Source organism: Anaerolineae bacterium, from assembly GCA_013178015.1.
In the GTDB taxonomy this organism is placed as follows: Bacteria; Chloroflexota; Anaerolineae; order DRVO01; family DRVO01; genus Ch71.
Genome location: JABLXR010000020.1, coordinates 13,862 through 39,599 on the forward strand (window position 1 = coordinate 13,862; position 25,738 = coordinate 39,599).

Sequence of the window (25,738 nt, forward strand, 5' to 3'; positions counted from 1 at the left end):
GTTCGGCCCCTCGCCCCTTGCGGCTTCTCTCCGTTCCCCCCCCGAGCTGCGCCCGCCGTTGTGTAAGGGCAAGGGGCTCAACCACACCACCCCTGACTGCGGCCGCATGCCAAGCTGTGAGGCCAGGCCGTATGGGAGCCCGGCGGGGGCGGTCACGGTGCCCGCCGCCAAGGCCTGGCCGGTGGGCGCCGGCTGCCCGATCTAGCCGAAGGCGTCTATCACCTGCTTGGCCAGAGCCAACGCCGTCATGCCGATGCCGGTGATGTCGGTGGCGCTGGGGCCGGCGGGCTTCCTGCTCCCCGAGCGCCGAGAAGCGACCACGGCGCCCAGCAGGGCGCCCAGGGTCCCGCCGATGATGGCACCGACGAGAATGCTTTTAGCTCCCACCTTACCCACGGTACGACCTCCAGACTCTGCTTCGCGGGGAGCTTACCAGGGAGGCGACGGTGGCGATGGCCGACGCCAGGGCCGCCAAGGCAACGAACGGGGCGGCCGCGTATCCCACGTACTGCTCCACGTAGTCTCGCCCGCGCACGGCTGCCACCTGCCAGACGGGGAAGTTGATGGCCAGCCAGTGCCGGAAACCCCGCAGATAGCGGACGGCGAAGTAGCCGACCGCTAGCATGGGCAGACCGACCAGGAAGAACTCCAGAGCCAGAAGCACTATGGAAGCATCGCGCCAACCGGCCAGATCACCCATCTCGCTTACTCCTGCTCTCCGCAACCACACGCCAGCTGCCATTATTCACTAACCCGATGAGGGAATCCATACGATCTATCATGAAGTCGGGAGTCACGTCGAAAGCCTCTGCCGCTCTGGTAGTAGTGAGCCCCACCGAGACCATCCCCGCTGCCTGGGCAGCCTGGATGTCGGTGGGATGGTCTCCCACCATGATGGAGCAGCCTGGGGAGGCGCCTAGCAACCTTAGCCCCTCCAGAAGGTGCTCGGGATTGGGCTTGACGTGGCGGACGTCGTCGCGACTGAGGAGCACGTCGAAGGGCAGACCGTGCCGCACTGCCACTTCTAGGACTGCTGGTCGGCAGTTCCGGGTGACGATGCCCAGCCTGATGCCCCGAGCCCGCAGCCAGGCCAGCGTCTCCGGAACTCCTGGTAGGGGTCGGGCATCCCGGGCCGCCATGAGCTCCACCTCACGTATGCTGGCCAGGGCGTCCCGCTGGAAAGCAGCGGCGATGGCCTCGTCTCGGGCGGCCAGGCGGTCGCGAACCGACTCCACTAGCTCCAGGGTGAACCGGCTGCCGCCCTCTGCCGTCTCGCCATAGCGGTGGATAACGTCCACGGCACCCTGGCGCATGGCCTGGAAGTCAATAGTGATGTGCACCAGAGTGCCATCGAAATCGAACAAGACAGCCTGCGGCAGGCTCATTCGGTGATCACCACCTCAACCTCTCCCCTCCATTCGCCGATCGCCACGACAACCACTGCTCCAATCTCCTGGCCCGCCGGCGGGCTCTCCGCTACCACTCTGAGCCGGGCCCGATGGCCCGGCCTGATGGTAAGCTGCCTGGGCCGGACGCTCAGCCAGGCAGCCGAGGCCTGCGCTATGCCGTCTGCCGTCGCCCGGCCGGCATTCCGGACGATGATAATGCCTTCCATCCCCGGCTTCAAGACCAATCGGTCCGGGGTCAGCTCGATCTGGGGACGCGCCACTACCCGCAGCCGGAGCTCGACCTCGGCCTCGCCACCGTTGGAGGACACGAACAATGCGCCCGGCAGCGTCACTTCACCCGGGTGCATGTCCTGGGGAGGCTGGGCGGCAATGGCGACAGTCTCAGATCGGCCGCTGGCTATAGAGACCTCGGGGTCCAAAACGGACACCCAAGGCACCGATGAAGCTACCGCGGCCCGCAGCTCTCCCACTCCCCGGTTGAACAAGATGAGCTGCCCCTGGACGGGGGCGAAGTCCACGCTGTCGGGAAGGCTCAGAACAGGCTCGACAGCCAGGATAGGCTGGGAGAACGCCACGGTGGCCGGAACCGGTCGGCTGTTGTGGGGCCCGTGGAAGGTCAGGAGGGCGCGGGCCTGATGGGTGCCCGATGGGACCGCCAGCCCGTAGGCGCGCACCGTCAGAGAGGTCGTCTCTCCTTCCGGGCACACGCCCGAGGAGGGGCTCAGCTCGACCCAGGGGGCATCGGTGGTGGCGCTCCAGTGCAGGTCGCCGGTACCGCTGTTAGCGATGGTGAGATGACGCTCGCTTACGCCCTGCTCTGGGATCACTCCGAAGTCCAAGGAGGCTGGCTCTACCTCGAGCACGGGCTTGACGAGCTTGTAGCGAGCGGCGATGCCGATGTTGCCCCCCTCGCTGCGCACAGCCAGGGCTGGGCTGGCCTGGTGAGCTCCGGGCTGCTCGGTTGCTGCCTCGGTGAGGGACACGGTGACCACGGTGCTCGATCCGGGCCTCAGGCTGCCCTCGGCCGGCCTGGCGGCGATCCAGACCACCTGGGGCACCAGCCTGAAGGTGAGCGCTTCGTTCCCTCGGTTGGACAGCACCAGCGAGAGCTGAGCTCTCGCTACCTCATGGGGCCCGAGAGCTCCGAAGTCCAGGTCATTGTCCGCCACCGCCAGCAGAGGCCGGATGACTTCGACCTCGGCGGCCAGCTGGCGGTTCCCGACCGGGCTGGTGATGCGGATGGCGGACGGCAGCGTCAATCTGCCGGGCTTGAGAGAGCCGGTATCCAGCCGGGCTGAGACCCGCACCCATTGCCGCGGGGGAACGGTCACCTCGGGGGTGATGACGGTGATGGCGTCGTCGGCGGACCGGATGCGGGCGGTGAGGGGTGCGGAGCCGGGGTTAGCCACGATCAACTCCGCCTGGGCTGCCTCCGGGTGGCGGACCGCGCCGAAGCTCAGGGCTTCGGGCTGGACGCAGAGCTCGGGGCGGCCTCGGCTGAAGGAGACGTCAGCATAAGCTTGGCCTGCATCGCTATCCACCAGCAGAGCGCGCGTGAATGTGCCCCCCTCTTCAGGAGCCTCGGGGGTCAGTCGGACCTGAACGGTGGCTGATCGGCCCGCCTCCAGCCTGACGTCGGAAGTGGACACCTGCAGCCAAGGAACGGCGGTGCTCAGATGAACGGAGAGCTGCCCCCCGCCGGCATTGCTCACAGTGATGGGTTGCGTGGCGCCCTCGGGCCCAACCAGCCCGAAGTCCAAAGCCTGACGGTCCAGCTCTAGCTCAGGGGCGGGCTCGACCACCTCCGCCGGCACCCAGTGCCGGCCTGCGGCGATCACCAGCACCGCTCGAGGCACCCGGGAGGTGTGAGCGGGAATCTGGTCTAGATTCGCCCGAATGAGCACGCTGCCCTCTGCGTCTGGGTCCAGCTCGATCGTGTCCGAGGCAGGCGTGAGCCAGGGGACGGCCGTGCGTACCTGGGCCGTGACTACCCGCTGCAGGTTGTTGCGGAGGCGGAGGCGGTAGCCCACCTGACGCCGCTTGGGGCTCCGCACGATGCGCAGGCGCCTGGTAACCACGGTGATGTCTGGCATTGCCGCCGGCCTGGCCGGGGTTGCGGGCGCGGGAGCCGGAGTCACGGTATCGCCGCTGGGAGCCGTCGCCGGCGCTGCCGCCGGCTGGGCGTCGTCAGCCGGCGCCAGCGCCCGACGCAAGTGGGCCATGCTGGGGTACCTCTTGGCCGGGTCCTGGCGGCGGGCGCGCGCCAGAGCCCGGCGGAGAGTGGGAGACAGGTCGGGAGCACCGCGACCGTCCTTAGGACCACGGGCCAGCAGCAGGAGCAGAGTGCCCAGAGCGTAGATGTCGGACTCAGGCCCGGCATAGGCCTCGGCTGCCTGCTCGGGTGCCTCGAAGGGAGGGGTGCCGCGGTTGGCCTCCCCGCGCGACTGGCCGGCCCTGAAGTGACGAGAGAGGCCCAGGTCGAGGAGGATGGCGTCTCCCCGCTTGGTGACCATCACGTGCGACGGTTTCAGGTCGCGAAGAAGGACGGGCGGCTCCTGGGAGTGAAGGAAGGCGATGGCGTCCGCCAGTTGAGCTCCCAACGCTCGCACCTGTGGCTCGAGCAACGGCCCCCGCCGGTAGATCTCCTGAAGAGTCTCACCCTCGATCCAGGGCATGACCACCCCCACCGAATCCTTATCCCGAAAGTGGGAGAGGATGGGCACCACGCCAGGGTGGCGGAGAGTCTCTAGGGCAGAGACCTCGCGGAGGAAGTTGGCCAGGGCGGTCCGTTTCTCCTCGGCGGTCACCAGGGCCACGAGGTCCAGGCGCTTGACGGCCACCGTGTGCCCTGACTGGAGGTCAAGCGCGCGATAGACCGCCGAGGTGCGGCTGCGAGAGGCTTGCTGCAGAACCTGATACCTGCCCGCCAGCACGTACAGCTCCCGCCCCAGGGCAGAGCGAGCCGGGCGGCCGCTGACCACCGACTGGCCGCATCGGGGACAGGCGGTGGCATCCCCATCCAGGCCGAAGCCGCAGCGTGGGCAGGGCAGCCGGAGGCGGGCGCGGCAGTGCTCGCAGGCCACCGCGCCCTCTCGGTTGGGGTAGCCGCATTCGGGGCAGCGCATAGGGGGTCCAGAGTCCCTGTGAGAGATAGACGCCCGATAGTGGGCGAAGAGCGCATCCCATTATACCTGTGGCGGGTGGAGTGACGCCAGAGTGCTGCTGTCGCCGCCGCTGGGCGTGGGTCGGAGGTCGACCAGAGCAGGGCCTGGGCCTCGACCCGAGGCACGCCGTGGCAACGGTCAGCGTGAAAGGCCTGTAGGGGGAAGGCCGGTCAGGGCTGGCCTCGGCGCTGGGCAGCCTCCGTCTGGTTCCCCCGCCCGGCAAGGCCGCTTCTGCTGCTGGGCTAAGCCCTATCGGGTCTCGAGGGCTCGCAGCCGGTCCGCCAAGCGGGTGTTGCGCTGGGCGACGCGGTTGTTGCGCACGGCCATGGCGATGGCGCGCCGGTCTCCCACCAGGACTACCATCTCCCGGGCGCGGGTGACGGCGGTGTAGAGCAGGTTACGTTGAAGCATAACGTAGTGCTGCGTCAACAACGGCACGACCACCACCGGAAACTCACAGCCCTGGGACTTATGGATGCTCAGGGCATAGGCGTGCGCCAGCTCGTCCAGCTGGACGAAGTCGTAGGCGACGGGCCTGCCGTCGAACGAGACTACGATCAGGCCTTCTTCGAGGTCTATCCCGGCCACGCGGCCCAGGTCGCCGTTAAAGACCTGGCGGTCGTAGTTGTTTCTGATCTGCATCACCCGGTCGCCTACCCGGAAGACGCGATGACCGTGCCTGCGCTCAGCACGAGAAGGGCTAGGAGGATTCAGGGCGGCCTGAAGTCGCTCGTTGAGCTCACCCACGCCGGCAGCGCCACGATGCATAGGGGCCAGCACCTGGATGTCGTCCATGGGGTCGAAGCCGAACCGGGCCGGGATGCGTCGCGTCACCAATTCGATCACGCGCTCGGCGGCTCGGCGTGCGTCTCGCTCCGGGAAGAGGAAGAAGTCGCGGGAGTGACGCTCGAAGAGAGGGATCTCGCCCTGGTTGATGCGATGGGCGTTCACGATGATGAAACTGTCCGGGCTCTGACGGAAGATGGTGTCAAGCCTGGTGGTGGGCACCCGTCGGCTGGCGATCAGGTCGCGCAGGACATTGCCAGGCCCCACGGAGGGAAGCTGGTCAACGTCGCCCACCAGCAGCAGGTGGCCGCCGGGCGGCACGGCTGCCACTAGATGGTTCATCAGCAGAACATCGATCATCGAGGCCTCGTCCACGATGAGGATGTCAGCGTCCAGAGGGTTGTCGCGGTCGCGCAGGAAGCGGTACCCAGCCGCCGGCTGGAACTCCAGCAGGCGGTGGATGGTCTTGGCCCCCACTCCGGTAGTCTCCGTCAGTCGCTTGGCGGCGCGGCCGGTGGGGGCTGCCAACAGCACCGACCGCTCCTTGGCCCGCAGAAGCTGCACTATGCCAGCCACGATGGTGCTCTTGCCGGTGCCGGGGCCGCCGGTGAGGATGCTGACCCGTTCGGTCAGGGCCATGCGAATGGCGGCCTTCTGCTGGGGCGTCAGGGCTATGGCGGAGAGGCGGTCGAGCCAGGAGAAGGCGCGATCCCAGTCCACGGTGGCGAAGGCGCCCAGACGGTCCTGGGGTGTGGTCTGGAGCCTATGGATGCGACTAGCGATGCCCGTCTCTGCGTGGAGGAAGGGAGGCAGATAGACCGCGTCGTCCTCGGCCACCAAGTCGTTCTGGCGCAGCAGGGCTTCCAGCTGGGCTCCGCAGGCATCGGCGGGAACCTCAAGCAGCTCGGACGCTTGCTGGAGCAACTGCTCCTGGGTCGCGTAGCAGTGGCCCTCGTCGCAGAGAGTGCTGAGGGCGTACAGCAGGCCGGCCTGCACCCGGGCGGGGGCATCCGGTGCGAGGCCCAGGTTGCGGGCGATCTTGTCGGCAGTCTTGAACCCGATCCCATAGACGTCGCGAGCCAGGCGGTATGGGTCCTCGCGCACCACAGCCACGGCCTGGTCGCCGTAGTGGCGGTAGATCTTCACCGCCAGCCCGGTGCTGACTCCGTGGCTCTGGAGGAACACCATCAGATCCTTGATCTGCTTCTGCTCCTCCCAGGCGCGGACGATCATCCCGCTGCGCTTCTCGCCGATGCCCGGCACCTCGAGCAAGCGCGATGGCGACTCTTCGATGACGTCCATGGCTTCGAGCCCGAAAGCGTTGACCACTCGCGCTGCCGTCACTGGCCCGATCCCCTTTATCAAGCCGCTTCCCAAGTACTTGCGGAGCCCCTCAATGGTAGCCGGCAGCTCCACCGAATAGGTGCGAGCTTCGAACTGGCGACCGTACTGAGGATGGTTGGTCCAGCGACCCTGCAAGCGGACCGATTCGCCCGGGTTGACTCCGGCCAGGGGGCCGACCACCGTCACCAGGTGAGACTTCCCTTTGGGTACCACCCGGGCCACCGTGTAGCCCGTCTCCTCGCTCTGGAAGGTGAGACGTTCCACGGTTCCCTCAAGGGTCTGCAGGGGGTATTCTGCTCCGACGGGGGTGCTCCCTACGGTCATGTCTTGCGCCTTGCTCCAGTAAGCTATTGTACACCCCGTCGTGTTCCTACCTAAATGACGTGGGGGCTCAGGGTCGAGGGGAAGAACCGAACGGGCCGCGGTGGCCAAGAAGGGGCGGCAACTTGTCGCAGTTCGGGGCACCGGTGGCGCGGACGACAAGACCGTGCTGACGGGGCTCCCGCCCGCGTTGGGCGCGTGCTTCATGGGCGGCCGGCTTCCGCCCCTCGTCTGCTGTGCCGCGAGGAGCGCTGGCTCGTCTCCGTTGAAGGCAGTCGTCCGCGCCTGGGGAGGCTCCTTCCTGGTCAGGGGGCGAGCCATGCCTGCCAGATGCGCTCTCCCCGCGATGTTGCTCAGGCTTGAGTGGCGGCGCCGGTGTGATAGAATGCCCACGCCGGAAGGGAGGCCGTTCTGAGAAGCAGGCTCAGCCTACTGCTCATGCCTGGAGCCCTTCGGCGCTCTCTCGCACGCATGGGCGGTGAAATGCAAGCCATGGAGGTCCGAGGATCATGCCAGCCGGTGCGCGCAGCCTCAGAGATACTGCCGGCCTACGCGGGCCAGGGATGTGGCGCGGGCGCGAGTCGGACTTCCAGGCGTTGCTCGCCGCGGCCCGGTCTATCCTAGGCCAGCCGGACTTCCAGCACGCTGCCCGCGCCATCTTCGATGCCTGCAAGTCGGTCACCGGGGCAACGGCCGGGTACGTAGCCCTGCTCACTCCGGACTCCAAGTTCAACTCGCTGTTGTTTGTGGATGCCGGCGGGTTGACGTGTCTGGCTGACGAGAGCGTGCCCATGCCCATCAGAGGCATGCGCCAAGAGGCAGTTCGGGCGGGGGTGCCGATCTGGCACAACGACTTCGCTCATAGCCCGTGGTACGGCCTCGTTCCTGAAGGCCACTGCCCCTTGGATAATGTTATGTTCGTGCCCCTGATGTCGGGAGGGCGGGCCGTGGGCCTGTTAGGGCTGGCCAACAAACCGGGAGGTTTCCAGGAGAGCGACGCCCAGGCGGCGGAGGCATTCGGGGAGCTGGCTGCGGTAGCCCTCACGCACGGCCAGTCAGTGGAGGAACTCAAACGCTACGCGGAGAAGCAGTCCGCTCTGTACCGCGTCAGTTCGGCTGCCGCGTCCTCGATGGACCCGACGCAGCTTCTGCTGGTGGCTCTCGATACCGTCCTCTGTCACTTTGGCGCCGATGCGGGCTGGGTGACTCTACCCGGTGCCACCGCGGATGACACGCCGCGTCTAGCTGCTTCGTCGGGGATGTCTCAGCGATTCATCGAGGCGGTGGAGGCACTGCCATGCGCCCGGTGTCCGCTGCTACGGTCGCTGTTCTACGGGGAGGGGCGGGAGGCCGGCCTGCTCTCAGTGGACAGGTGCGACGTCCTCCCAGCGGATGTGCTGGAGGAAGAGGGCATCAACGAGCACGTCACCGTCCCTTTGCGGGCCGGGGACAGCACTCTGGGGGCGCTGCACATAGCCTGGCGTGCCGGGCGCCCACCGGTCCTGGATACGGCTCTGGCCCTGGCAGTGGGCCAGCAGGTAGGCCTGGCGCTACACAATGCCCACCTGTTCCAAGCCGCGCTGCACGCGGATCATTTGCGTACCGTCAATCGGCTGGACCAGGCTCTGACCGGCTCGCTGAACCCGGAGGAAGTCCAGGAGAGATCTCTCCGGCTGGTGGCGGCGGCGCTGAACGCTCGACTGGGGGCCGTGTTCGTGCTGGAACGATGGGCGGAGCCCAGTCAGGCTTCGGTGTTCACTCTGAGCCATGGCTGGGTTCGGATGCTCACATCACCCTCAGCGGCCCAGTTTGTGGACAGAGTGTTCCGGAGTGCGCCCGACCACCGAAGACCGGTCACCCTGCGACTGGAGGACTTCCAGCACCTGTGCCCGGACGGGCATAGCCGGCTAGCTGAGAGTTGGGGTTCTGAAGGGCTGCTCATCCCGGTGTGGACCGAGCATCGCCTGATCGCCGCCATGGCCCTGGGTGGGAGGCCGGTGGATCGCCCCTTGACGGCCGACGATCTGGCTCTGGCGGAGGCGGCGGGGGGCCGGATCGGGCAGGCCATAGAGAACGCGCTTCTCTTCCAGGCGGTTCAGAGGCAGCGCGACGAGCTGGCGGCCCTGGGTGCCCGGCTGGCCGAGGCCGAGGAAGCCGAGCGGCAGCGGCTGGCGCGGGAGCTCCACGACCAGGTGGGGCAGAACCTCACCGCCCTCGGGCTGAGCCTCAACCTGGCGCGCATGTACCTGCCTGAGGACGCCTGTCAGTCCGCGGTGACGGCTCTGGACCGCGCCTTGGCGCTGGTGGAGGAGACTACTGAGTCCATCCGGAGCGTCATGTCGGCTCTGCGTCCACCCGTTTTGGATGACTATGGCCTGCAGGCGGCGCTGCGCTGGTACGGAGAGCGTCTTGCCAGCCAGTTCGGGCTGGTGGTCCGGGTTGAGGGCCCTGATCTTGATCCCCGGCTGCCGGATGCAGTGGAGACGGCGATGTTTCGGGTGGCCCAGGAGGCTCTCACCAACGCGGCCAGACACGCATCGGCGCGCGAGGTCAGAGTGAGCCTGCAGGAGAGCGGTGGGGTGGTGCGACTGGAGATCGTAGATGACGGAGTGGGGTTCGACACGGAGGCGGTGCGAGCGCGCACCGAGGGCGGGGGGTGGGGCCTCCTGTCCATGTCCGAGCGCTGCGCGGCGGTGGGGGGCACGTTCCGGTTGGAGTCGGAGCGCGGCCGTGGGACCCGAGTCACTATGGAGATAGCCCGGTGATCAGCGTCTACCTGGCAGACGATCACGCAGTGGTGAGGGACGGCTTGCGGTCGCTGCTGGAGGCGCACCCGGGAATCCGAGTGGTGGGGGATGCGGCTACGGGCAGCGAGGCAGTGCAGGAGATCGCCCGGCTGAGGCCGAATGTGGCCGTCGTAGACATCGCCATGCCGGTGCTCAACGGCATCGAAGCTGCTCGCCAGGTGGCGCAGGTCTCTCCTGACACCCGAGTGATCATCCTGTCGGTGCACTCCTCGTCCGAGCACGTCTTTCGGGCTTTGCAGGCGGGAGCTCGCGGCTACCTGCTCAAGGAGTCGGCAGGTGCCGAAGTGGTGGACGCCGTGCGCGCGGTGGCGCTGGGGGAGCGCTACCTGTGTCGGAGGGTCAGCGACGCCATCACCGAGGATTACGTGAGGTACCGGGAAGCGGCGGACGCGGACAGCCCCCTGGCCCGGCTGAGCGATCGCGAGCGGGAGGTGCTTCAGCTAGTGGTGGAAGGCCGTTCTTCGGCCGAGATCGCCCAGCGGCTCTTCCTGTCTCCCAAGACGGTGGACACGTACCGCAGTCGTCTTATGCACAAGCTGGGGGTGCACGACGTGCCCGGTTTGGTCAAGTTCGCTATCCGCCACGGGGTGATCTCGTTGGACGGCTGAGTGTGCCCGGGCCGGTCACCCGGACGGCTCTCTCGTTCCTCTCAGAGCGGGGCAGACGGAGTCAGACCGCGCTGCACCTTGGGGCTGAGGTAGTGCCCACCGCCGTGCACCGTACGCACGGCGGTGGCGATCTCAGTGCCGGCGCTCTCCTTGGCTACGTATGCGCTGGCGCCGGCGGCCAGGGCGCGCTGGACGTACTCGGGAGTGCAGTGCATGGAGAGCATCACTACTTGAGTGGACGGGCAGAGCTGCCGAATGCGGCGCGAGGCCTCTATCCCGTCTACGTGCGGCATCACGACGTCCATGATGAGCACGTCTGGCTGCAGTCGCTGCACCAACCCCAGGGCTTCGGCGCCGTCGGCCACATCTCCCACCACCTTCATATCGGGTTGGAGTGCCAGGAGGCTGCGCAGAGCGGCGCGCACGCCGACGTGGTCGTCGACGATCATGATGGTGATAGGCTCGGTCATCCGGTGCGCTCCTAAGGGTCGGCCTCTTCAGCGGCCCCAGCCCGCTAGTTGGGTGGCATGGGTAGCCTGAGGTGCCATCGCCCAACGCTGGCGACACGGATTTCGCCGAGCCATCCCCTGGCCGGCGCGGCCGGACCGCGAACGATGGTCTGCCTTCCACCAGGGTGTCGCCTTGGCACCTGCTAGCGGCGTTCGCTGCGGTGCAGTCTACAGCCGGTATTGCCCCTGGTCTGTCGGGAGACCTGGACACTTCGGGCTGCTTTGGAGCGGCGGCTTGCCCTCTGCCCCTCGCGGCAGGTGGGGGCGGGAGCTGCTGCCCAGTCGAGACCCATGGGGGGCTGGACAGCGGGGCCGGGGTTGCCTACTCTTTGGCGCAGCATAGGGGGCACGGGAGGATGGCGTGACGCCTAGAGAGCGAGTGGACGCGGCCCTGAGGGGCGAGATGCCGGATGCGGTTCCTTTCACGGTCTACGAGTGCATGCTCCCCAAGAGCGCGGCCGAGCGGCGCCTCCGCAACGAGGGGCTGTGCATCGTGGAGCGCAGCTCGGTTTTCCGTGTCGTCTACCATGAGGTCAAAGTCGAGCGCACCCAGTACGTGGGCGAGGACGGGATAGATCGGGTGCGGACAGAGGTGAGGACCCCTGAGGGGACGCTGACGGCGGTGGACCGCCCGGCCGACTTCACCCACTGGCATGAGAAGCGCCTCTTCAGCGGCCCGGATGACTATGCCGCCCTGGAATGTATGATAGCAGACCGCAGCTACGAGCCCCGGTACGCGGAATTCGCTGAGCTTCAGGCCCTCATGGGAGATGACGCCTCAGTTCGGGCCGGCATCGGCTACTCTCCCCTGCAAGAGATCATCTACACCCTGATGGGAGTGACCGAGTTCGCCATCCAATGGGCGGAGAACCGGGACCGGCTGATGAGCCTATACCGGACCCTGATCGAGGACAGGCGGAAGATCTACGATGTGGTGGCCCATTCCCCGGCCCACACGGTGAACTACGGGGGGAACGTTAGCCCGGAGGTGGTGGGCCGAGAGCGGTTCGAGACCATGATCTTGCCTCACTACGAGGAGGCGGCCGAGGTGCTGCAGGCCCATGGGAAGCTGATGGGAGTGCATTTCGATGCCAACACCCGCCTGCTGGCCCCGGGGATCGCTCGCTCGCGGATGGACTACGTGGAGGCCTTCACCCCGTATCCCGACACCGACATGACGGTAAGGGAGGCGAGGGAAGCCTGGCCAGGCAAGACACTGTGGATCAACTTCCCCTCGTCGGTCCACCTTCAGAGCCACGAAGACATCGCCGACATGACGCGGCAGATGCTGAGAGAGGCGGCACCGGGCGACCGCTTCATAGTCGGGATCACCGAGGACCTGCCGCCCGGACGATGGCAGGGCAACTACGAGACCATTCTGAGGGTGTGCAACACCGAGGGCCGGACACCCATCGCCGGCTAGGGGTTTGGCGTCGCCTCCGGCGCGGCCGACGCGCCGGCAGCACCCGGTGCCTCGGGTCCAGGGCGCCGGGCGCCGTTGACGGGCCACGGCCGCGTGCTAGAATCGGCCTGCTGTGGCGGCCGAAGTCGGCCTCTCCGGTGACCGATGGGTGGCGGCGGCTACAGCTCTCCCTCTAGACGGAGGCACTGTCATGGCATACCTGCTTGGCGTGGACATTGGCACCGGCGGCGCGCGGGCCCTCCTCATCCAGGAGGATGGTGCTCCAGTAGCGTCCGCTACCTCCGAGTACCCTCTCTACCAGCCCCGGCCCCAATGGGCGGAGCAAGAGCCGGAGGACTGGTGGACCGGGGCGGTGCAGGCCGTCCGCCAGGTTATGGCCCGCGCTGGGGCCGACCCAGCTGAAGTGCGTGCCCTCGGGCTCTCGGGCCAGATGCACGGGGTGGTGTTGCTGGACGGCCAGAACCATGTCCTCCGGCGGAGCATCATCTGGGCGGATCAGCGCAGCCAGGCACAGTGCGACTGGATCACGGAGCGGATAGGGGCCAAGCGTCTCGTCGAGCGCACCTCCAACCCGGCCCTCACCGGGTTCAGCGCCCCGAAGCTTCTGTGGATCAGGGACAACGAGCCGGAGATCTTCGAGCGAGCGCGCAAGTTCCTTCTGCCCAAGGACTTCATTCGTCTCCGCCTTACCGGTGAGTACGCCACCGAGGTCTCTGACGCCTCGGGCACCTCCCTGTTCGACGTGCAAGGGCGCGACTGGGCCTGGGACGTAGTGGACGACCTGGGCCTGGACCGAGACCTGCTGCCCAGGGCGTTCGAGTCTCCCGAGGTTTCGGGAAGGCTGACTGCCGCGGCTGCCCAGGAGACGGGCCTGCCGCCAGGCCTCCCGGTAGTAGGGGGAGGAGGAGACCAAGCGGCGGGCGCTGTGGGTAACGGGATCGTGGAGACGGGGATCGTGTCCTCGACCATCGGGACCTCCGGCGTGGTCTTTGCCTTCACTGACGAGCCTCGAAGAGACGATCGGGGCCGGCTGCAAACTTTCTGTCACGCTGTCCCTGGCAAGTGGCACGTGATGGGAGTGACGCAGGGTGCCGGGCTGTCGCTGCGCTGGTTTCGGGACAACTTCGGCGAGTGCGAGGTGGCTGCCGCCCGCTGGCTGGATACCGACCCGTACGACTTGCTTGCGCGAGAGGCGGAGCAGGCGCCGCTCGGGTGCGAGGGGCTGCTGTGGCTTCCCTACCTGATGGGGGAGAGGGCGCCCGTGCTGGATCCTGAGGCCAGAGGGGTTCTGTTCGGCATTACCGCCCGGCACGACCGGGCCATGGTGGTGCGGGCCATCATGGAGGGCGTCACCTACAGCCTGCGCGACTCGCTCGACATAATGCGGAAAGAGATGCAGGTGCCGGTGCGCCAGATCCGGGCTTCCGGGGGAGGGGCGCGCAGTTCCCTGTGGCGGCAGATGCAGGCGGACGTCTTCGGAGTGGAGACGGTGGCCCTGCACGTGGCGGAGGGTCCGGCCTACGGGGTGGCGCTGCTGGCCGCGGTGGGGGCCGGGCTGTACGGTTCGGTGGCCGAGGCCTGCCGGGAGACGTTACGGGTGACTGAAGTGCTCAACCCGGTGCCGGAGCACTCTCGGGCCTACGAGAGCTTCTATGGCATCTACACCAGCCTGTACTCGGCCCTGAAGGACAAGTTCCATGCCATGGCTAGCCTGGTGCAGTAACGGGTGTGGTGGAACATGAGGTGAGATGATGCAGGTAGCCTGTCTGGGAATCATGGTAGCGGACGTAGTGGCGCGCCCGGTGGTGGACCTGCCTGAGAGGGGGCGCCTCACCCTGGTGGACCAGATGGAGCTGCACACCGGTGGATGCGCGGTTAACACCAGTATCTCCCTGGCGAAGTTGGGCGTGGGGGCCGGCGTCCTCGGTGCCGTAGGCGACGACGGCTTCGGCGAGTTTGTGCTGGGCCAGCTGGCTCGGTACGGAGTGGACTCCCGCGGTGTGCGGCGTAAGAGCGACGTGAACACGTCTGCCACCATGGTCATGGTGGAGCCAGACGGCGAGCGCCGCTTCCTTCACTACCTGGGAGCCAACGCCAAGCTGGTGGAGTCGGACGTGGACCTGACTCTCATCCAGGGGGCCAGGATACTGCACATAGCTGGGGCCTTGGTGATGCCCGGCATTGATGGAGAGCCCACCGCCCGCCTATTGCGCCGGGCTCGGGAGATGGGTCTGACGACTTCGTTCGACACCGTATGGGACGCGCGGGGGCAGTGGATGCGTCTGGTGGAGCCCTGCTTGCCCTACGTGGACGTGATGCTCCCCAGCCTGGCTGAGGCGCAGATGATTACGGGCAAGGAGCGGCCGGAGGAAGTGGCTGAGGTGTTCCTCCGGTATGGGGTTGACATCGTAGGCCTCAAGATGGGCGAGCGAGGGTCGTACGTGCGTCAGGGCGACACGGAGCTCTGGCTGCCCCCGTACGTGATTGACCCCGTGGACGCCACCGGCGCCGGCGACGCCTACGTGGCCGGGTTCCTAACCGGGCTGGTGCAGGGCTGGGACCTGGAGAAGACGGCGCGGTTCGCCAATGCCGTGGGTGCTCTCTGTGTGACGGCCATGGGCGCCGTGACGGGGGTGAGATCTCTGGAGGAGACGCTCCGCTTCATGGAGACCACGCCCGTCTCACATCTGCCCTAGCGTCCTCAGGACAGGCAGGTTCATCAAGAACTCGGCGAAGGCCAGTTGGCCCACGAGGAGCGCAGTTAGCGTGCGGCGTTCTTCGCCTATTCCGGTGAACAGGCGGTAGCACGTATCGGGGAAGCGCCGCACGATGTCGCCGATCACCCGGGCATAGCGCTGGTCCCGGCGTACCATTCGGTCCAGCTCGGCATCGTACCGATCAAGTGCCGCCGGGTTGCCCTGCAAGGCCTCGGCGATCAGCCTTCCGGCCAGGTCTCCGTTGTCCAGGGCGTAGCAGATGCCCTCTCCGGCGAGACCATCGGCCAGGCCGGCGGCGTCGCCGGCCAACAGCACACCACCCTTCCGACAGGGATCCCCGAGGTTGGACAGGGGCAGGGGGTGCACGTAGGTGTGCAGTTCCTCCAGGTCTGCCTCGGGGACGAGATCGTTCTCCAGGATGAAACTCCACAGGCGCTGGCGCAGCGAGGTCCCCGGCCGGTGCATACTTCCCGCGCCGACTGACAGATGGTCGGCCTTAGGGAAGATCCAGGCGTATCCGCCCTTCACTGCTTCCACATCGAACACCAGCGTGCCTGCATAGCGCTCCAGCACCTCCGGCGACACCGTTAGCTCACACTCGATCGCTACGCCCCGTTGAGGAGGGTAGCGAAACCCCAGGAGCCGCCGCAGCGGGCCAGTGGCCCCATCGGCTGCGACCACGTACGGAGCCCGGAACTGCCCGGCGTTCGTCTGTACCAGGTGGCCGTCCCCGTGCTGGTACACCGCGGTGACCTCTGCCTGCTCTCGGAGATAGGCGCCGACCACGACCGCCGACCGGACCAGAGCGTAATCCAGGTCGCTGCGCATGACGCTGTAGAAGGGAGTCCCCTTGGGCAGCGGCCAAGTGACGGGCATCGTGCCCCTCAGGCGAAAGCTCACGTGGGTGATGCGATGATGCGGTATGTCCTCCACCGGGAAGGGCAGTCGAGCCACGCTCTTGGGGCTCAGTCCGCCGCCACATGCCTTGTAACGGGGAAGCGCCTCGCGCTCCAGCAGAAGGACCTGGTGGCCCTCTAGCGCCAGGCTTCGGGCAGCCATACACCCGGCCGGCCCTGCTCCGACCACTATGGCGTCAAAGGGTTCGGGTTCAGCCAGGGCGTCCCTCTCGAGTTCTGGGGCAGGGACCGATGTCCAGACCGGTGCAGCTGTCAGAACGCGGGAGTTCACTGGAGACCAACCTCGTTACCGGCGTCCGGTCGGCTGACCGAGGACGCGGTCAATGGACGCTGTATACCACTGCCCACCGCAACGGTCAAGGTCATGTCACAGGTGAGTGGAGCTGTAGGGTGCGACGCGGGATCGAGGCGCGCCCAGACCTCCACCGCCATGCGAAGACAAAGGCACGGATGCGTCCGCTTGAGCAGGGACTCGCAGCCCCGACGTGGGCATTCTTAGCTCACCTGTTGCCACTGGGCCCGACCGGTCGCAGTCACCGGCCTCTCACTGCCTCATGCGGAGTACCTTGGGCAGTGCTGCGCCCGGTGGCGGGGCGAACGCATGCGTTGCCTCGCGAGCGAAACGCGTGCGGCTTGGGGGGCACTTGGTAGAACTGGAGCAAGTCGGTATAATGCGGGCGTGCTGGTCAGCGGGACCGGCTTGGGCGGTGTCGTTAGCGATAGCGTTAGGAGGTCAGTATGCCGCATCACGAGCAACCTCAACATGGTCTTCCCCGTCACGGCGAGACCACCGGCACCTCGGATGTCACCTACGGCCTGACGAGCGTTCTCTATCATGCCCTCCAGGGCGCCGAGACCTACGCGGCTTACGTGGAGGACGCCGAGAGGCTGGGCGACCAAGAGGCGGCGCGGTTCTTCCAGGAGGCTCAGCAGGAGGAGACGCGTAGGGCCGACCGGGCCAAGGCCCTGCTTCGCACCAGGATCGGCTAAGCCAACGGGACCGCCCTTCCCATCCGGCGGGGCGGTCACGTCATTATTAGTGGCCGCAGGGCGTGCGCCACCCCCGGAGCGGGATGGCCCCACCCGCGGGTCCAAGCAACCTCCGGAGATGAGGCATGGCACGGCAGTACGTAACCATTGACGGTAACGAGGCGGCGGCCTACGTAGCCCACAAGACAGCGGAAGTGATCGTCATCTACCCTATCACCCCGTCCTCTCCTATGGGCGAACACGCCGACGAGTGGAGCTCATGGGGGAGTACCAACATCTGGGGGACGGTCCCCACGGTGGTGGAGATGCAGTCAGAGGCGGGCGCAGCGGGAGCAGTGCACGGGGCCCTGCAGACCGGCTCGTTGTCCACCACCTTCACCGCCAGCCAGGGCCTGCTCCTGATGATACCCAACATGTACAAGATAGCCGGCGAGCTGACGAGCACGGTGTTCCACATCGCGGCCCGGACTGTGGCCACTCACGCGCTCTCCATCTTCGGCGATCACAGCGACGTGATGGCGGCCCGAAGTACGGGGTGGGCCATGCTGTTCGCCAACTCGGTGCAGGAGGTAATGGACTTCGCCCTGATCTCCCAGACGGCCACTCTGAAGGCGCGGGTCCCCTTCCTGCACGTGTTCGACGGGTTCCGCACCTCGCACGAAGTGGCCAAGATAGAGCGGCTGGATGACGACGACATTCGAGCCTTGATAGACGATGACCTGGTGCGCGCTCATCGGGCCCGGGGCCTCTCGCCCGACCGACCCTTCACTCGGGGTACGGCTCAGAACCCGGATGTGTTCTTCCAGAGCCGGGAGGCTGCCAATCCCTTCTACGCTTCTGTCCCTGGCATCGTTGAGGACACCATGGAGCAGTTCGCGGCCCAAGTCGGGAGGCAGTATCGGCCGTTCGACTATGTGGGGGCACCCGATGCGGAACGGGTGCTGGTGGCGATGGGCTCGGCCTGTGAGACAGCGCACGAGGCGGTCGAGTACCTGGCCGGACGGGGCGAGAGAGTGGGTCTGGTGAAGGTGCGGTTGTTCCGTCCCTTCTCTGCCGCCCACTTCGTGGAAGCGCTGCCGGCGACGTGCGAGGCCCTGGCAGTCCTCGACCGGACCAAAGAGCCAGGGGCGCTGGGGGAACCGCTCTACCAGGACGTAGTCACCGCGCTTGCCGAAGGCGCCGAGCCGAGCCGAGCGATTCGGGTCATCGGGGGCAGGTACGGGCTGTCCTCCAAGGAGTTCACCCCCGAGATGGTCCAGAGCGCTTTGGAGGAGCTCAAGAGAGACAAGCCGAAGAATCACTTCACGGTGGGCATAATGGACGACGTCAGCGGCACCAGCCTCGACCATAGTCGTCCCTTGGATAGCGAGTCGCCGGGAGTGGTGAGAGCCGTCTTCTGGGGGTTGGGTTCAGATGGCACGGTGGGAGCAAACAAGAACTCCATCAAGATCATTGGGGAGACCACCGACTACCACGCCCAGGGCTATTTCGTCTATGACTCCAAGAAGGCCGGTGCCCATACCGTGTCGCACCTGCGCTTTGGCCCTGAGCCCATCCGCTCGACCTATCTCATCAGGCAAGCCGATTTCGTCGGGGTGCATCAGTTCGGGTTCCTGGAGCGCTTCCGTGTTCTCGATACCGCTCGCCCGGGGGCGACGCTGCTGCTCAATGCACCCTATGAGAAGGACGAGGTGTGGGATCACATCCCCCGAGCCGTGCAGGAGCAGATCATAGAGAAGCAGCTCGAAGTCTACGCCATCAACGGCTACCGGGTGGCGAGGGACATGGGCATGGGTAACCGTATCAACACCATCATGCAGACGTGCTTCTTCGCCATTACCGACATCCTCCTTACTGATCGGGCCATCGAGGAAATCAAGAAGACCATCCGCGATACGTATGGCAAGCGAGGCGAGGCGGTGGTGCAGAGGAACTTCGCTGCGGTGGACGCGGCCCTGGAGCACCTCCACCGGCTAGACGTCCCTGAGAGGGCCACGGGGACCATCGAGGTGCCTCCGGCGGTGCCTGAGGATGCGCCTGCGTTCGTGCGCGAGGTCACCGGCCGCATCATGGCCGGGGACGGGGACCGACTGCCCGTGAGCGCCATGCCGGTGGATGGTACCTTCCCCAACGGCACTACCCGATGGGAGAAGCGCAACCTGGCGCTCGAGGTGCCGGTCTGGTTGCCCCACGTCTGCATCCAATGCGGGCGTTGCGTGATGTACTGCCCCCACGCCGTCATCCGCTCCAAGGTCTACGATCCGGCCCTCCTCGAAGGCGCCCCGCCGGCGTTCAAGTCGGTCGAGGCGCGCTGGCGTGAGCCGGCGCTGAAAGGCATGAGATACACAGTGCAGGTGGCGGTTGAGGACTGCACCGGCTGCGCCGTGTGCGTGGAGGTATGCCCGGCCAGGGACAAGACGGCGGTGGGCCGGAAGGCCATCAACATGGAGCCTCAACTGCCTATCCGAGAGCAGGAGCGCCAGAACTGGGCCTTCTTCCTCTCCCTGCCCGACCTTCCTCGCGACGTGGGCCTGCGCTTCACCAACACCAGGAATGTGCAGCTGCTTCGTCCCCTGTTCGAGTTTCACTCCGCCTGTGCCGGTTGCGGGGAGACGCCCTACCTGCGCCTGCTGAGCCAGTTGTTCGGTGACCGGGCCTTGATCGCCAATGCCACCGGCTGCAGCAGCATCTACAGTGCCAATCTGCCCGGTACGGCCTGGAGCTACGACGCAGAGGGGCGGGGCCCGGCCTGGAGCAACTCGCTGTTCGAGGACAACGCCGAGTTTGGCTTCGGCTTCCGGCTCACGCTGGACAAGCAGAACGAGTACGCTCGCGAGCTGCTGGGTCAGCTCAGGGGCGAGGTGGGGGAGGATCTGGTTCAGGCGATCCTGGATGCTGACCAATCCGACGAGGCGGGCGTCCGGGCGCAGCGGGAGCGCGTGTCACGTCTGCGCCAAGTGCTGGAAGGGCACAGGGACTCCAGGGCGCGGGAGCTTCTCAGCGTGGCTGGCTCTCTGGTGCGCAGGAGCGTCTGGGCCGTGGGGGGCGATGGGTGGGCCTACGACATCGGCTATGGCGGCCTGGACCATGTGCTGGCCGCTGGGCGAGACGTCAATCTGCTGGTGCTGGACACAGAGGTGTACTCGAACACGGGAGGGCAAGCGTCCAAGGCTACGGGGCTGGGAGCGGTGGCCAAGTTCGCCGCCAGTGGGAAGCCCCTGCCCAAGAAAGACCTGGGCATGATGGCCATGAACTACGGATACGTCTACGTGGCGCAGGTGGCCATGGGAGCCGACGACCGGCAGACCATCCAGGCTTTCCTGGAAGCGGAGAGCTACCCCGGGCCTTCGCTCATCATCGCCTACAGCACCTGCATTGCCCACGGGATCAACATGGCCCAGGGCATGGATCAGGAGAAGTTGGCGGTGGCGTCGGGGCACTGGCCGCTGTACCGATACGATCCTCGAAGGCGGGACGAGGGGCTCAACCCGCTCCAGCTGGACTCTCGTGCTCCGAGCATCCCGCTGCAGGACTACATCTACAACGAGAACCGTTACCGGATGCTGGTCCGCAGCGACCCGGATCAGGCGGCGCGCCTGCTGGCACGGGCCCAGCGGGCAGTCCTGGAGCGCTGGAGGAAGTACGAGCACTTGGCCGCCATGAGCTTCGATCTGGGGGCGGAAGCGGGGGCGCTGGAGAAGAGCGACGAGACGGCCGGGCTGGACGGGGTGGAGTGACGCGCCCAATCGGGAAAGGAGAAGGCCCAATGGACTTGAGCACCACCTATCTGGGGATGACACTCAAGAGCCCGCTGGTGGCGTCAGCGTCCCCTCTGTCGCGCAACCTGGACGTAGCCCGGCGGATGGAAGATGCCGGGGCTTCGGCGCTGGTGATGTACTCGCTGTTCGAGGAGGAGGCCAGCCTGGAGAGCGAGCAACTGGACCACTACCTCAGCTACTTCACCGAGGCTTTCGCCGAGGCTCTGAGCTGGCATCCGGAGCAGAAAACCTACCACGTGGGTCCGCAGGAGTACCTGAACGCCGTGGCGCGGCTGAAGCAATCCCTGGGCATACCAGTCATCGGCAGCCTCAATGGCGTGTCCACCGGCGGGTGGATCGAGAACGCCAGGGGGATCCAGGAAGCGGGCGCTGATGCTCTGGAGCTGAACGTATACTTCATCCCGACGGACGTGACCCTGCAGGGCTCTGAGGTAGAGCGGATGGCGGTAGAGGTCCTGGAGGCGGTCAAGCGGACGGTTTCCATCCCGGTGGCGGTCAAGCTGAGCCCGTACTACAGCTCGACGCCCAACATGCTGCAGCGGCTGTCGGCCGCTGGAGCGGACGCGCTGGTGCTATTCAACCGCTTCTATCAGCCCGACTTGGACCTGGATGCGCTGCAGGTCGTGCCCAGGCTAGTCCTGAGCACGTCGGCGGAACTGCGGCTGCCCCTGCGCTGGGTGGCGATCATGTATGGGAGGATCGAGGCCGACATGGCCATCACCGGCGGGGTCCATACCCATGAAGACGCTGCCAAAGCGATCATGGCCGGCGCCAAGGTGGCCATGATGACGTCCGAGATTCTGGCGCGGGGAGTTGGGCGCTTCACTGAGATCGAGCAGGGGCTGCGCCGCTGGATGGGTGAGCGGGGCTACGAGTCGGTTACTGAGATGCGCGGAAGCATGAGCCAACGGAACGTGGGCGACCCGGCGGCGTTCGAGCGGGCCAACTACATGCGCGTGCTCCAGTCCTGGCGGCCTGACCCGGCGGGCCAGCTGTTTAGAGAGATGATACACTAGTGGACGATGGTTAGCCTGGCGAAGCCACGTTCGCCGATGGGTGAGTGGCCGGTCGGCCATGTATGGTCGGAGCTACGCGGGGCAAAGCCTGCCTGAGTGGGTTCCGGCAGCTCTGAGCCGGCGCGGAGCTTGCCCTGAAGGCACGGAACGGGTCGCCTTCGCTAGATGTAGCCCCGCGGCTTCGGCCTAGCGCGGGCTATGCACTGGCCACCGTCTGCCATTCACTAGCCTGTGAATGAGGTTCGGGAGTCTGGGAGAGAGGGTGGAGCTGCGACCGGCATTCCGTGAAGCGCGACGTTGGCCGGGGAGCGAGTGGATCAAGGACCATCCCCGGGTGCTGGAGAAGGCCTACGATCTTACCCGTCGGGCGGTGGAGCGCGTCTATCCGGTGCTGAGTAGAGTGAGCCCCGGGCTGGCCCAACGGCTGTTCCGGTTAGGCGAGCAGGTGGCCAAGGGGTACCTCTTCAACTGCTTCATGTGCGGCCAGTGCATACTGCACAGCACCGGAATGACCTGCCCCATGAACTGCCCGAAGAAGATGCGCAATGGCCCATGCGGCGGGGTGCGGCCGGGCGGCTACTGCGAGGTGATCCCGGAGATGCGCTGCGTGTGGACCCAGGCATGGGAGCGCAGCCGCGACATGCCGGTGTATGGCGATGAGATGCTGCTGATCCAGCCGCCGGTTGACTACCGACTCCAGGGCACTTCGGCGTGGGCCAATATGATCACTGGGGCCGACCGGGCGCACCCTCCGGCATGGCGCGAACCCGAAGGAGCCGAGGAGACGAGCGTCAGCAAGCCCCAGGCATAGGCGCTGCTCTCGCGCCGCGGTCTGTTGGCGGAAGGTGCGCCTGCCGGCGCCGGGGCGGCACGCGCGTCATGTGCCCGCCTAGGCTCCGATGATGGACTCGGTCAGGGCAAACCAAGGCCGTGGGCCCGGCGCGCAGGGGAAGTCGGGCGCCAGCGGCAGCACCAGGGCGGCCTCCGCCTGCCCCCGAGCGAAGCCTGCCGCTCCCAACACCCCGCTGAGTGTCGCGTCCCGCTCGTCGGCGACGGCGACCAGGGGCGCCTTCCCAGCCAGGTGGCGGCAGAGGCGGGAGAAGGCGGCCGCGTCCTCCGCGAGGGGATCGCTCAGTACTAGCCGTTCTCCCTGCATCGTCAGGCGCACGGCGGACGTGGTCACCGTCTCGCCTCCGATGGGGCCGCTGGCCCGAAGCCAGACCCTAGCCGCCACCTCTGGCGGACGGTCCTGGCGGCGCCAGCGCCAGACTGCGTCGCTGTCCTCAGGTACGCCGTCGTACCGGGACGAAGCGGCGCCCAGCAGCTCCCGCACTCGTTTCTGTTCGGCAGGAGTGGCTGGGTGCCACTCTCCAGCGTCGTTCGAAGGGGGCGATTCCGAGGTCAGCTCCCAGCAGTGAAGCCGGGCCCACTCGACGAAGCCCAGGCGGCAATATAGCCGGTACCCGTCCGAGCCGGCGCTAGTGTAGAGCTGGAGTGCCTCCAAGCCCGCGGCCCGGCTCTCCTCGATGGCACGCGAAAGCAGGGCCCGGGCCAGGCCCCGACGCCGATGGTCGGGATGGGTCATGACGGTGTCAACGATGCCTACTGATCTCGGCGTGCCTCCGATGATGAGCCGCCACCGGGTGACGAACAGGCTGGAGGCGAGCAGGTCACCTTGCCACGCGGCCGTGGACAGACCATGGTCCAGGCCCGGCCGGGCAAGGAACCAGCGAAGGAACGGCTCCCCGGCGTCAATGACACCTCCGTACTGGGCGAAGGCGAGGCGTACCAGGCCGGTGAGACTCTCACACGAGGGCAGGCGCTGGCGGTAGGGCAGAAGCTGGTACTCAAGCTGGGGCATTGGCGCTCTCCTCGTCGGGCAGGGCATGGTGGCGCTCGGTGGTGGCCCGAGCCAGCGCCTGCCACTGGTCGGTGGTGAGCTCCTGAGCTCGGGCCGCCGGATTGATGCCGAGGTCGAGCAGTAGTTGGGCCAGATGCTGCCGCGAGATAGGGACGATGCCGGCGAGGGAGTTGAGGAGCGTCTTGCGCTTCTGCTGGAAAGCCGCACGCGCTAGGGCGAAGAGCTGCTTCTCCACCGCGGGATGGGGGCGTCGGGCGGGGTCAGGCACTATCCGGAGCAGGGCCGAATCTACCTTCGGCGGGGGCACGAAGGCGCCGGCGGGCACGCGGGCGGCTATCTCTGCCTGAGCGCGGAGCTGCACCATGAGCGCCAGGAGCGACAGCTCGCCCGGCCGAGCCACGATCCGTCGCGCTACCTCCTCCTGCACCATCACCACGATCACCTGAGGGGCGGGGTCCCAGCCAAGGATGTGTCTCAAGGCGGCCGAGGTGATGTAGTAGGGAAGGTTGCCCGCCACTTTGTAGGGTTGCGTGACGTCGGACAGCAATTCGGCGGGCGTGAGGTCCAGGATGTCGCCCGGGACCACGCGCACTGTCTCTACGCCGTGGAAGCGCTCGGCGAGATATCGGGCGAGGTTGTCGTCCAGCTCGACGGCCACCACCTGGCCCGCCTGTGCCGCTAGGAACCCGGTCAGGGTGCCCAGGCCGGCGCCGACCTCGACCACCGCGTCTCCCGGACGCAGGTCCAGGGCGAGGAGGATGCGCCGCAGGGCGCTCTTGCTCGCCAGGAAGTTCTGTCCCAATGCCTTGCGAGGGCCCAAATCCAGCGAGCGCAGCAGTTGGGCGGGCGCAAGCGCCTCGGGAGTCAGCGTGGGAAAGTCCGTGTCTTCCGCCACTACCGCTCTCTAGGCCAGCTGGGAAGGACCCAGCGGATTCTGGACTCGGGGGGCACGGGTGTGAGCAGGTAGATGTCCACCCACCGGCGCCAGTATACCAGGTTGTGGTCGTCGTAGCAGACGTCTATGTGGCGCCCGATGATGGCGTTGCCGGTGTCTTCGGCTACCCCTATGCCGTATCCGGGGACGTACATGCTGGTGCCCATCGGGATCACCGATGGGTCCACCGCCACCATGCCGGTGGTGGCCCGCTTGCCCGAGCGGGTGATGCCGTAGTTGGAGGCGGAGGGCGAGGGGCCGGCCGTGCTAGGGCTGTACGATGTGACCAGGACCCGCAGCCGGCGCCAGTACTGCACCGGACCCTGGGGCGTGTCCAACTGCCTCACCACTACCTTGGTCCCATAGGCCATGATGCGGTCCAGAGGTTCCTGCTGGATCCAGGAGTCCTCCAGCCTCCTTTCTACCTCCTCTCCGTTGACTGCCGTGACCCGATAGCGGTGCAGCCGGATCCCCTCCTGCCCTTCGCGAACTAGCCGGGTGTGGTCCAGCTCCAGGTCAGGATCAGGCTGCCAGATGGTTTCGAACGAGGTGGTCTCCTGTTTGATCTCGATGCTCTCGGTCACGCGGTAGATAGAAATGGCCTGATGGCGACGGAGCGGCTCCCAGCCGGCGGGTACGGTGTAGTCGCGGCCGACGAGATAGACGCCGACGCTGGCAAGGACCTCGGCCACTGTGACCCCGCGGCCACGGAGGCTGGTCCGCTCGGCGCCGCGGACAAGGGTGAAGGGCACGGAGCGGTCCAGCCACACGGACAGTCCCGAAGTGAGAGGCTGCCCCTCGGAGGGCCAGAGCCGGTCTCCCTCGAAGAGCCGGGCGGAGGAGTGGAACCCTTCGGCGACGCTCCGCCCACTGAGTGGAACCGTGGCCATGAGCGGGCCGGCGCGGACGGTGATGAGAGCTGGGGCATTAGCCCACGGCGGGGTAGGCGCGGGGCTGAGGAGCGGCGCAGCCGGTTGGCTCCAGCGACGAGACTGCCTCACGGAGAGATGGCCTAGCACTACGGCGCTGGCGGCGAGGGCAGTAGTACTTAGGAGCAAGAAGAAGGTGACAAGCGACTGGGCTCTGGGGGGGCTGATTGAGTTGGCAGCGTCGCGTGCGGTAGGTGCTGTGGCTGTCGTTGACGCTGGTGCCT

Annotated in this window: 19 protein-coding genes; 9 read left to right on the forward strand and 10 right to left on the reverse strand. The window is 66.8% G+C overall.

Translation table 11 applies throughout. From position 1 onward, the window contains the following. Window positions 1-201: 201 nt before the first annotated feature. The 5 genes from HPY83_09380 to HPY83_09400 all read right to left on the reverse strand — a co-directional run bounded on the left by HPY83_09380 (window position 202) and on the right by HPY83_09400 (window position 7,027). On the reverse strand, window positions 202-396 hold the full coding sequence (locus tag HPY83_09380; GenBank protein NPV08158.1) for a hypothetical protein: 195 nt from the start codon (window positions 394-396) through the stop codon (window positions 202-204). Continuing rightward, on the reverse strand, window positions 389-700 hold the full coding sequence (locus HPY83_09385) for a hypothetical protein (protein ID NPV08159.1): 312 nt from the start codon (window positions 698-700) through the stop codon (window positions 389-391). Before HPY83_09385 ends, HPY83_09380 begins: the two co-directional genes overlap by 8 nt. Beyond that, window positions 693-1,385, reverse strand: a complete 693-nt coding sequence (locus tag HPY83_09390; protein NPV08160.1) for an HAD-IA family hydrolase — start codon at window positions 1,383-1,385, stop codon at window positions 693-695. Before HPY83_09390 ends, HPY83_09385 begins: the two co-directional genes overlap by 8 nt. Continuing rightward, a complete protein-coding gene (locus tag HPY83_09395; GenBank protein ID NPV08161.1) occupies window positions 1,382-4,534 on the reverse strand; it encodes a protein kinase in 3,153 nt (1,050 codons plus the stop codon). Before HPY83_09395 ends, HPY83_09390 begins: the two co-directional genes overlap by 4 nt. A 288-nt stretch (window positions 4,535-4,822) precedes the next feature. Next, window positions 4,823-7,027: an ATP-dependent RecD-like DNA helicase gene (locus HPY83_09400; protein ID NPV08162.1), complete on the reverse strand. Its 2,205-nt coding sequence runs from the start codon at window positions 7,025-7,027 to the stop codon at window positions 4,823-4,825. Between the two features lie 506 nt (window positions 7,028-7,533). Here HPY83_09400 and HPY83_09405 point away from each other — a divergent pair. Together HPY83_09405 and HPY83_09410 are read left to right on the forward strand one after the other, a co-directional pair. Beyond that, window positions 7,534-9,789 carry a GAF domain-containing sensor histidine kinase gene (locus tag HPY83_09405; protein NPV08163.1) on the forward strand — a complete coding sequence of 752 codons (2,256 nt, stop codon included), beginning with the start codon at window positions 7,534-7,536 and terminating at the stop codon, window positions 9,787-9,789. Next, window positions 9,786-10,439: a response regulator transcription factor gene (locus tag HPY83_09410; GenBank protein NPV08164.1), complete on the forward strand. Its 654-nt coding sequence runs from the start codon at window positions 9,786-9,788 to the stop codon at window positions 10,437-10,439. Before HPY83_09405 ends, HPY83_09410 begins: the two co-directional genes overlap by 4 nt. A 41-nt stretch (window positions 10,440-10,480) precedes the next feature. Here the strand turns inward: HPY83_09410 and HPY83_09415 are convergent, their stop codons facing one another. After that, window positions 10,481-10,909 carry a response regulator transcription factor gene (locus tag HPY83_09415; protein ID NPV08165.1) on the reverse strand — a complete coding sequence of 143 codons (429 nt, stop codon included), beginning with the start codon at window positions 10,907-10,909 and terminating at the stop codon, window positions 10,481-10,483. Window positions 10,910-11,309: 400 nt separating this feature from the next. Between HPY83_09415 and HPY83_09420 the strand changes: the two genes are divergently transcribed. The 3 genes from HPY83_09420 to HPY83_09430 all read left to right on the forward strand — a co-directional run bounded on the left by HPY83_09420 (window position 11,310) and on the right by HPY83_09430 (window position 15,067). Then, entirely contained in the window at window positions 11,310-12,371 is a 1,062-nt protein-coding gene (locus HPY83_09420) for a hypothetical protein (GenBank protein ID NPV08166.1), read from the forward strand. Window positions 12,372-12,561: 190 nt separating this feature from the next. Continuing rightward, entirely contained in the window at window positions 12,562-14,094 is a 1,533-nt protein-coding gene (gene xylB, locus HPY83_09425) for a xylulokinase (GenBank protein NPV08167.1), read from the forward strand. Between the two features lie 25 nt (window positions 14,095-14,119). Continuing rightward, window positions 14,120-15,067 carry a sugar kinase gene (locus HPY83_09430; GenBank protein ID NPV08168.1) on the forward strand — a complete coding sequence of 316 codons (948 nt, stop codon included), beginning with the start codon at window positions 14,120-14,122 and terminating at the stop codon, window positions 15,065-15,067. Here HPY83_09430 and HPY83_09435 read toward each other — a convergent pair. Further along, window positions 15,053-16,147, reverse strand: a complete 1,095-nt coding sequence (locus HPY83_09435) for a geranylgeranyl reductase family protein (protein NPV08169.1) — start codon at window positions 16,145-16,147, stop codon at window positions 15,053-15,055. The two genes, HPY83_09430 and HPY83_09435, sit on opposite strands and share 15 nt — an antisense overlap. Before the next feature lie 596 nt (window positions 16,148-16,743). Between HPY83_09435 and HPY83_09440 the strand changes: the two genes are divergently transcribed. The 4 genes from HPY83_09440 to HPY83_09455 all read left to right on the forward strand — a co-directional run bounded on the left by HPY83_09440 (window position 16,744) and on the right by HPY83_09455 (window position 22,601). Then, window positions 16,744-16,995 carry a hypothetical protein gene (locus HPY83_09440; GenBank protein NPV08170.1) on the forward strand — a complete coding sequence of 84 codons (252 nt, stop codon included), beginning with the start codon at window positions 16,744-16,746 and terminating at the stop codon, window positions 16,993-16,995. A 125-nt stretch (window positions 16,996-17,120) separates the two neighbouring features. Continuing rightward, a complete protein-coding gene (gene nifJ, locus HPY83_09445) occupies window positions 17,121-20,732 on the forward strand; it encodes a pyruvate:ferredoxin (flavodoxin) oxidoreductase (protein ID NPV08171.1) in 3,612 nt (1,203 codons plus the stop codon). 29 nt (window positions 20,733-20,761) lie between these two features. After that, the gene (locus HPY83_09450) at window positions 20,762-21,790 is read left to right on the forward strand and encodes a dihydroorotate dehydrogenase-like protein (GenBank protein ID NPV08172.1); all 1,029 of its coding nucleotides are present in this window, start codon (window positions 20,762-20,764) and stop codon (window positions 21,788-21,790) included. A 235-nt stretch (window positions 21,791-22,025) separates the two neighbouring features. Further along, window positions 22,026-22,601, forward strand: coding sequence for a hypothetical protein (locus HPY83_09455; GenBank protein NPV08173.1), 576 nt, complete (start codon window positions 22,026-22,028; stop codon window positions 22,599-22,601). Between the two features lie 78 nt (window positions 22,602-22,679). Here HPY83_09455 and HPY83_09460 read toward each other — a convergent pair whose 3' ends face one another. From HPY83_09460 to HPY83_09470, 3 genes are read right to left on the reverse strand one after another with little or no spacing between them, the layout of a single operon-like run. After that, on the reverse strand, window positions 22,680-23,651 hold the full coding sequence (locus HPY83_09460; protein NPV08174.1) for a GNAT family N-acetyltransferase: 972 nt from the start codon (window positions 23,649-23,651) through the stop codon (window positions 22,680-22,682). Then, complete coding sequence (gene rsmA / locus HPY83_09465) at window positions 23,638-24,546, reverse strand: ribosomal RNA small subunit methyltransferase A (GenBank protein NPV08175.1); 909 nt, start codon at window positions 24,544-24,546, stop codon at window positions 23,638-23,640. Before rsmA ends, HPY83_09460 begins: the two co-directional genes overlap by 14 nt. Further along, window positions 24,546-25,475, reverse strand: a complete 930-nt coding sequence (locus HPY83_09470) for a hypothetical protein (GenBank protein ID NPV08176.1) — start codon at window positions 25,473-25,475, stop codon at window positions 24,546-24,548. Before HPY83_09470 ends, rsmA begins: the two co-directional genes overlap by 1 nt. Window positions 25,476-25,738: the final 263 nt, after the last annotated feature.